Here is a 7,243-nt window from a genome sequence, read left to right on the forward strand (position 1 = left end):
ACATGCTTCGGGTGCTTTCCAACTCGCCGATCGTCGCTTCGCACCGCGTCAACGACACCAAAGTCCAGGACGCGTACTCGCTCCGCTGCGCACCCCAGGTGGCCGGCGCGGTCCGCGACACCGTGACGCATGCCGAACTCGTGGCTTCCCGTGAGTTGGCTGCAGCCATCGACAACCCCGTGGTGCTCCCGGACGGCCGCGTGTCCTCCAACGGAAACTTCCACGGCGCCCCGGTGGCCTACGTCCTGGACTTCCTGGCGATCGCCGTGGCGGACCTGTCCTCCATCGCCGAGCGCCGCACGGACCGCATGCTGGACCCGGCCCGTTCGCACGGACTCCCGGCCTTCCTCGCAGACGATCCCGGAGTGGACTCGGGCCTCATGATTGCCCAGTACACCCAGGCCGGGCTCGTCTCGGACAACAAGCGGCTGGCCGTCCCGGCATCGGTGGACTCCATCCCGAGCTCCGCCATGCAGGAAGACCACGTCTCCATGGGTTGGCACGCTGCCCGTAAGCTCCGGAAGGCCATCGAGAACCTGCGTCGCGTCCTGGCCGTGGAACTCGTGACGAGCGCCCGCGCCCTCGACATCCGCACCAAACTGTCCGGTGGAGAACTCACTCCGGGGCCTGCCGGCACCGCCGTGATCGAGGTGCTGCGCGGCGTCGTCGACGGTCCCGGAACTGACCGTTTCCTCTCACCTGAACTGGAAGCGGCAGACCGTCTTGTAGGCGCTGGCGAGGTGCGGACGGCCGCCGAATCCGCCGTCGGAATTCTCGCCTGACGCCGAACAAAATACTGTTCGAGTGAACAATAGGAAGCGCCCCGGAAATGTTTGGCAATACGTGCCCCGGGGCGCTTTCTGTGTAGTAGAACTTATGGGGTACGGCATGTCCACGCCGACGATGTCGTGGGCCTGCCGGGGAATATCCGTTTACAACTGAAAACAACGAACATCCACAAAGGGGTAGAAGTTCAATGAAGGCACGCGGGACAGTCCTGTCCAGGCGAATCGCACAGTCCGCCGTCGTTTCCAACTGGGGAACGTTGAAGGTGGGGGAGCGGATCGAAGTCGTAAGGCACGCACATGTGGTCGCGGCGGGGGAGGTGCAGGAAGTCTCGGGCAGCGGCAACGTTGTGTGGCTTGAACCCGCAGGACCTGGCGCCGATGAAGCCGCCAAACAGCTTTTCATGAAGTCCGACGGCGTGGAGTTGCGCCGGGTGTAGGGACTCCGCAAAAACCGGGTTAAAGGACCGGGGCTTGTTTCCCATTCCGCGCCGTCTTGGCGTGGTCTGGAAAACAAGCTCCGGTTTTTCTTGTCTGTACCTATTTCAGGGCCTGTCCTTAGGCGGCGAGGACCTCACGGGTCTGGCCGAACGGGACGGACTCGTCCAAGGCGACCGTGTAGCTTCCGGGCTCCCGGCGGGTCACCAGGATCCCGCAGCGGCCGTCTTCGGCAGCGGCTTCGATGAGCGTGCTGACGGCTTCGTCGAGTCCGGCATGGACTTCGTCGACGGACGCAAAGGACAAATGGATCTCGTTGTTTTCTATCGTGGCAGTGCTCATTGGGGGCCTCCTTCTGCAGGATGCCGCGTTGGGGAGCGGCAATTCCTGCATAAAAGATAGCAAAGAGTCGTCGGATGTCTGTCATTCTGGGATCTGGATCACCGGCGTACCATCGCTCGCAAGAGCTTCACGGCCACGGAGAGTGCGGCTATATCCACCGGGCCGGGCTTGATCGCTTCCTTGATGGTGTCCTGGATGCGGGCGAGTTGTTCGATGTTTCCGCGTTCCCAATCCTGGATCCTTCCTATGGGGTCGGCGCTTGCCTCGGGGGAGCGGGGAGTGTGCCGGACCACGGCCTTGGTCATGTCGGCAAGGACCAGATACATGTCGTCGCGAAGGGCTGCGCGCGCCAAGGCTTCCCAGTGGGTGTCCCGCGGCAACAGCGTGATGTGTTCCAACAGGGGAATGGCCGAAATCCGTTCGAACACGGCGAAGTACACCTCGGCGACGTCCTCAACGGGCTCTTGCAATTCCTCGGCGATCGCGGAAATGTCCAAAAGGCCGTAGCTGACCAGGAGTTCCGAGGCTCGAAGGCCCAGTTCGTGTGGCAAGCCCACTGAATCCGAATGGGCAAGGCGCGTCAACGAGTGTTGGAGGTTTATCCCGTGCAGGAAGCGCGTGAAATTTGCCCGCATCAGCGACATGGGCCGCTCTAGCCGCGCAAAGGCGTCCGCAATGGGCTTGTCGCGGAAATCGTGGGTGACGTACCAACGGGTGGACCGGTCGAGGAGCCGGCGCATGTCCAGGGCCACGGCGCATCCATGTTCGCTGGGGACGCTTGCCGGTACTTGGGCGATGGCTTCAGTGACCGAATCGAAGTCCCAGATTCGGCGCATGACCACGAATCCGCGCGCCACCGCGGCCGCCGAAACCGTGGTCTCCTCCATGGCGCGGAACGCGAAGGCTATGCCGCCGAGGTTGATCATGTCGTTGGCCACCACAGTGGCAACGATTTGGCGGCGCAGGGGATGCGTGGAGAGGTCCTCGCCGAATTCTTCCGAGAGCTGACGGGGAAAATAGTCGCGCAGCGTTTTCGAAAACCATGGATCGTCCGCGAGCCCGCCCTCCGTCAGTTCCCGCGCGAGCTCGATCTTCGCATAGGCCGCCAGCACTGCGAGTTCAGGTGAGGTCAGTCCAACTCCGGTCCTTACTCGCGCCTGGATTTCCTTGGTTGTCGGCAGGCATTCGAGCTCCCGGTCCAGGTCCGTGGCTGACTCGAGCCAGTCCATGGTCCGTTCGAAGCTCGGGCTCCACTCGAGGACCAGTTGCCTGTCATTGAGGAGGAGGACGTTTTGGTCAACGTTGGTTTTCAGCACGAGCCTCCCCACTTCGTCCTGGAGTTAGTGCAGGAATTTCGTCCTTTCGTTGGGGGACATCTTGCCTGCGGCGATCATCCGGTCCAGGAAGATCTTGATGTTTACCTCGTGGTCCGAGCAGTCCACGCCGGCGGAGTTGTCGATGGCATCGGTGTTTACGCGGATTCCGGCCAGCGCAGCCTCGATCCTGCCGCGTTGGGTGATGCCGAGATTGCCGCCCTCGGCGATGATCCGGGTACGCAGTTGGGCGGCGTCCACCCGGATGGCATCGTTTGACTTGTCTCCGACATCGGCATGCGTCTCGGCGGAAGCCTTGACGTAGGTGCCGATCCCACCGTTGTAGAGCAGGTCGACGGGGGCCGTGAGGACGGCCCTGAGCAGCTCAGGCGGGCTCATCGCCGTCGTGCCCTCCGCCAATCCCAAGGCGAGGCGGACAGGCTCGGTGATGCCGATTGATTTGTCGGCCCGGGAGAACACTCCTCCACCGGGACTGAGCTTCGCGGGGTTGTAGTCGGCCCAGGATGAGCGGGGGAGCTTGATGAGCCGTTTCCGCTCGGCGAAGGAAATGGCCGGGTCCGGGGTGGGATCCAGGAAGATATGCCGGTGATCGAAGGCCGCCACAAGCTTGATGTGGTTCGAGAGCAGCATGCCGTTGCCGAACACATCGCCGCTCATGTCGCCGATGCCCACCACGGTGAAATCCTCGGCCCGGGAGTCGATGAGCAGCTCGCTGAAATGGTGCCGCACGGACTCCCAGGCGCCGCGGGCCGTGATGCCCATCTGCTTGTGGTCATAACCCACGGAACCGCCGGACGCGAACGCATCGCCCAGCCAGAATCCGTACTCTGAGGCGAGGTCGTTGGCGATGTCGGAGAACGTGGCTGTGCCCTTGTCCGCGGCGACCACAAGGTAGTAGTCGTCGCCGTCGTGCCTCACCACGCGCGCCGGCGGGACGACGCGCTCGGCAACCAGGTTGTCCGTGATGTCCAGTAGTCCACGAACGAAGATCCGGTAGCTTTCCTGGCCCTCGGCCAGCCAGTCCGCCCGGTCTTCGGCGGGGTCCGGGAGTTGTTTGGGGTAGAAACCACCCTTGGCTCCGGTGGGAACAATGACGGCGTTCTTCACGGTCTGGGCTTTCACGAGCCCCAGGACCTCCGTGCGGAAGTCCTCCCGGCGGTCGGACCAACGCAAGCCGCCGCGGGCAATGGCGCCGAACCGCAAGTGGACGCCTTCCACGCGTGGCGAGTAGACCCAGATTTCGAATTGTGGCCGGGGTGCAGGTGCAGCCGGGATGGAGGAGGGGTTCAGCTTGAAACTCAAATACGGTTTGTTGAGGTAAAAGTTAGTGCGCAGGGTGGCCTCCACCAGGCTCGCCAGGGAACGCAACAGGCGGTCGGCGTCGAGGACCGGTACGGCGTCGATCGCTTCGGCCAGTTCCTTGCGCGCGGCGTTGGTGGCTTGCGTCCGCGAGCTGTACTTGCCGCGGTCCGTTTCGAACAGGTCGCTTCCAGCCGCCATCTGCTCAGCAGGCGTCTTGTCAGCGGCGCCGCGCCCGCAGCTCAGGATCGAACAGATCGGGGTCGAACCGGTCCGGATCGAACTTCGCCTCGAAGAGCGAAAGCAGAGCGCGGGTTGCCCGCACATTCTCACGAAGGTATCCGCGATGAACCCGTACGAATTGGTGCTCCCCAGCTGCCGGAGGTACTTCGCATACGCGCGCAGGATGGCTGTCCGCCGCCAGTCGATCCCCTCCCGGATGACCAGGGCATCGAAGGCGTCGGATTCCGCATCTCCCCGCATCGCGGCACAAAACGAAGCGGCCAGGAGCTCGCCCGTTCGCACGGGATCAACTCCGCGCGGATACACGAGGCCAAGGTCGTAAAGGAAGAAGGACCGCCCGTCGGCACGCTGCACGTCGAACGGCCGCTGGTCCAGGACGCGCAAGCCTAGGTTGTGGAAGAGGGGCAGAATCTGGCTCAGGCTCTGCGGGCGGGTCAAATAGAGCCGAATCCGCGCATCCTCGGCGAGGACAGCGGTTCCCTGGCGCCTGTAGACGGTGAGCAGCGGGTCCGCGGTGTCGCCGTCGGGCAGGTCCCCGTCCATGGGCGCGAAACTCTCGAACCGGACGATGTCCTGAACGGCGTCTTCCACCTCGTAATCGGCCTTGTAGCTGGCCGGAAAGGCGGCAGCCCATTGCCGGGACAGCCGGGCGGCCTCGTCTGCGGGGAACCTTGCCCGCAAGGCTTCGTCCAGGCCTTCCGCCCAGGACCGCGTCGCGGCGATAATCCGCTGCTCCAGTACCGCAGGGTCGACGACGGCGGGCGCCCCCTCGCGTGGCAACAGGACCCGGAAGAACACCCGGGCCATGGCGGATTCGCCCAGGCGGAGCTCGAACTCGATGGCCCCGGAACCGAAGGCCTCGCGAAGTTCGCGTTCAATGTTGAGCCGGACGGCCGTGCTGTAGCGCTGCCGCGGCAGGAAGACCAATGCCGTCATGAAGCGGTTATGCGAGTCCGGACGAAGGAACAACCGGGTGCTGTGCCGTTCTTGGAGGCGCAAGATGTCCCGCGCGTGCTCCGCCAACTGCCCGGCGTCGATGTGGAAGAGCTCGTCGCGCGGATAAGCCTCCACCACGGCCAGGAGTTCCTTGCCGCGGTGTGATGCCGGCGGGTAGCCGAACGTCCGCAGTACCTCGTCCACAGTGTCCCGGATGACGGGAATCTGGAGTGCCGAACGGGACGCCGAGCTGGGAGCGAAAAGGCCGACCCAGGTGCGCTCGCCGATCTTGTCAGCCCCGGCCAGGGTGATTTCGTCGAGGTAGGCACGCCGGAGCACCGTCGAGCGGAGCGTCGACTTGGTGAGCGTCAGGAGGGGCTTGCGCTCGGCCCACCTTCGGACGGCCCACCTTCGGGCGGCCCGGCCTCGGACGCGTCGCCCGCCACCTTCCGGAGCAGTCCGAGACTCCTCCGGCCGCGGTAGCCGAGGAACACGAAATTCCCGTCGTCCAGCCAGCGCAGCAACTCCCGGACCTCCCCGCCGCCGGACAAACCCGCCAAACCCCCGATCTCGTCGGCAAGTTCCTGGTGGATGGCAGCCGCGTCTTCCGCCGCGGCCCGGACATCGCCAAGGACGCACTGCAGCCGTTCAACGAGGTGTTCGGCACTCGTTTCGTCCGGAAGCCGGGAAATCTCGACGGCGATCCAAGCCTCCGCGAGCGGCCGGCCGTCGTCGTGCTCCAGAGGGGTGACCGGGACGGAAGGCTCGAGGCCGGACGGCAGTCCGGTCCGCAGGGGGCCGCGGCGGACGTCGGTCAGGCGGTGGGTGGCTGGATCCCGGGTGACGGTAAAAGTGGGGTGGACCAGGAGCCCGATGGAGGCGTTGTCCCTGGCGATTTCCGCAGTGACCGACGGTACGAGGTAAGGCATGTCCTCGGTGACAATCGCTACGAGGCTCGCGTCGGCCTCGTTCAGGACGCCGATCACAGCTTGCCCGGGAGCCCGCCGTTCAGCCAATGAGCGGTGGTACCGGGCACGCTCGAGGAGCGTGTCCGTGGTGTAGTTGCGGACATCATCATCGGCCACGTGTTCGTAGTAGTCGGTCAGGAATCGGTCCGGGGCGCCCGGGGCAGTGCCTCCCAGGGCGTGGTCCGCGGGCTCGATCCTGGGTGACATGTCGCTGCGCCTCCGCTGCGCAAGGAGCGGCCGTGCTGTAGCGGTCGGCGAAGTCCTGCGCCTGATTTCATGATGGCTGGCGCGGGGCGGGCAGTAAACCCCTGGAATGCGCCGCGAGATGGCACTTCGCGTCAGTAATTGCCGTGAACTGCCATCTCGCGGGTGGTGATGAATCGCCTAGCGCTTGACGGCGTCCAGCTTGAGCATCTTGCGATGACGCCGTCGAGCTCGGAGTCGTCGAAGATCTTCTTCCAGTCGTCCTTGATGATGGTGTCCTTGCCGTACTGGATGGCGATTTCGCAGGCCTCGGAGAACGGGTTGGAGCCGCGCAGGGCGTTGGTCAGGGCAATCTGCACGTGACCGAACAGCATGGCCTTGGCTGCTTCTTCGGGGACGCCGGCGGTGTGCACGGTTTCGTGGAGGGCTTCGTTGAGCAGGGTGCCGATCATGCAGGCCACGGTCTCCACGAGGGTGGGTTCCAGGATGGCTAGCTGCTTCACGGTGACCCAGTGGACGTCGATGACGGGGGCGTAGATGGTGCGGATGGTCGCCTCGGCTGCGTCGCGGGTCGCCGCCGGTGCGTCCTCGTCGATCGCGGCCACGACGTTCTGCGGGGCGCCCTGGCCGCCGAAGGTGTCGGCCCATTCTTCCTTGGTGGTGCGCTCAAGGAACACGGACGGGTGGCACGGGT

The 7,243-nt window shown here is 64.7% G+C and carries 3 protein-coding genes and 2 pseudogenes; 2 read left to right on the forward strand and 3 right to left on the reverse strand.

The window, feature by feature from the left end:
• Positions 1-782, forward strand: a 782-nt coding sequence (locus AHiyo1_RS09825) for an aromatic amino acid lyase (RefSeq protein ID WP_172465561.1), incomplete at its 5' end; no start/stop codon positions are given.
• 194 nt (positions 783-976) lie between these two features.
• Positions 977-1,225, forward strand: a complete 249-nt coding sequence (locus AHiyo1_RS09830) for a hypothetical protein (protein WP_059388455.1) — start codon at positions 977-979, stop codon at positions 1,223-1,225.
• 118 nt (positions 1,226-1,343) lie between these two features.
• On the opposite strand, the gene AHiyo1_RS09835 is transcribed toward AHiyo1_RS09830, so the two are convergent.
• The 3 genes and pseudogenes from AHiyo1_RS09835 to AHiyo1_RS09850 all read right to left on the reverse strand — a co-directional run.
• The gene (locus AHiyo1_RS09835; protein ID WP_059388456.1) at positions 1,344-1,565 is read right to left on the reverse strand and encodes a hypothetical protein; all 222 of its coding nucleotides are present in this window, start codon (positions 1,563-1,565) and stop codon (positions 1,344-1,346) included.
• Positions 1,566-1,663: 98 nt separating this feature from the next.
• Positions 1,664-6,552: pseudogene (locus AHiyo1_RS28230) on the reverse strand (NAD-glutamate dehydrogenase).
• Positions 6,553-6,729: 177 nt separating this feature from the next.
• Positions 6,730-7,243 (reverse strand): annotated as a pseudogene (locus tag AHiyo1_RS09850) (phosphogluconate dehydrogenase C-terminal domain-containing protein); the annotation flags it as partial.

The sequence above is a fragment of the Arthrobacter sp. Hiyo1 genome (genome assembly GCF_001263615.2).
In the GTDB taxonomy this organism is placed as follows: Bacteria; Actinomycetota; Actinomycetes; order Actinomycetales; family Micrococcaceae; genus Arthrobacter.

Coding starts and splice junctions, on each gene's coding strand:
- AHiyo1_RS09830 (WP_059388455.1), top strand. CDS start 977: ATGAAGGCACGCGGGACAGTCCTGTCCAGGCGAATCGCACAGTCCGCC.
- AHiyo1_RS09835 (WP_059388456.1), bottom strand. CDS start 1,565: ATGAGCACTGCCACGATAGAAAACAACGAGATCCATTTGTCCTTTGCG.